This is a genomic window from Pseudoalteromonas sp. SANK 73390, from assembly GCF_054966645.1.
Genome location: NZ_ARPN01000033.1, coordinates 1 through 1363 on the forward strand (window position 1 = coordinate 1; position 1363 = coordinate 1363).

A 1363-nucleotide genomic window follows, 5' to 3' on the forward strand; every position below is an offset into this window, starting at 1 on the left:
TATGGCATCGAGGGTGTGGTATCGCCTATTACTTCACCTAAATTCATTGGTTTGAAGTTGTCATGACTGTTAAATAAGTTGGCTCTAGCTGGAATATCCAACATGGTGCCTTCTGTCAGCTCTGACCCTAACCCCACGCCATTAGCATCTGCCAGCACATACCATAAATCTTCACTGCCATAGTACCGGTTCGCTATCTGCTTAAGCGTTTGCTCCGCTTTTACTTGGTGACGCGCCATGACACTCAGCGTTTGTGCCTCTGGCGTACTAAAGTGCTGCGTTTTTATGGTGTTTAAGCCCGACTTATTCACCTCTCCTAAATAGCGGCTATCACTGTATAAGTAATAACTTCCTTGCGCGACGCCATCACTCACATCTTCGTTAAATTTTACCTGTGATGAGGCGTGTGATGGCACATCTATTAGTTCGCCCGTCCCTTCATCGATAACTGAGTGACTGCTTCCCATATCATCTTCACGCAATAAACGGCTTTGTTTACCTGTTACTTTTGAGAGTAATTTACCTTCTGCGTCGTAGCGCATATAACGGGCGTTCACATCTTGGCTATTATCCTCTGGCGTGTAACGCTCATCCGTTACATGCTCCTCTACCCGTGTTAAATGCCCATTCACATCGTAACTTGAGGTAGTTTTCGCGCTCATTAAGCGGTCGCTCGCTTCATGACCCGCCTTAGGTGCACCCACCGAGGTCTTTTCTAGATAAGTTTCACGACCTTCATACGTCTTCTTAAAGTCGTGTATCAACGTTTTACTCCCCGACTTATCTTGGTATTGATAGCTATCAACACGCCCAGCTACGTGATGCACAAATTGGCTTGTGATAGACACTTGACGCAACGCTTGCTCACCCCAAGGCGAAGAAATATATACATTACTCTGCCCATTTTTGATTTGCTCTTTTGCTGCGTCTATTAAAATATTTCTTAGTTTTGTTGACTCCATTTCACGTTCAACAATTTCTAAGACTTCCCCCGCCTTGTTATATGTAGTGTTCGTAATTTTGTCAGGTGCATCACTGTAATATATAGTCCCCTCTTGAAATGTATCACCATCTTTTATTTTTACTTGTACCAACTTGCTACTTACGTAAGCCACAGTCTTAGTAACTTGACCTACTTCGTTATACTCAAACTGGCTTAACTTATTCCAACTACGTAGGTCGTCAGAATTCAGTAGCGTTTCTTTTTCTGAATACAAACTGCTTGTTGAGCCACGTTTCATTACATTAGAAACCTGCCCCCAGCTATTGTATATATGAAGCTTTGCTTGCTTACCTTGCTCACTAATCACTAACTTTTGCTGACCCGCCGCATTGTAGCCAATGTACTGCCCTTGGCTATCAA

1 protein-coding gene is annotated in these 1363 nt (G+C 43.4%); it reads right to left on the reverse strand.

Features of this window, described 5'->3' with window-relative positions; translation table 11 throughout:
• The coding region (locus tag SANK73390_RS02590; protein WP_462763166.1) for a LysM peptidoglycan-binding domain-containing protein at positions 1 to 1363 on the reverse strand (1363 nt) is incomplete at both ends.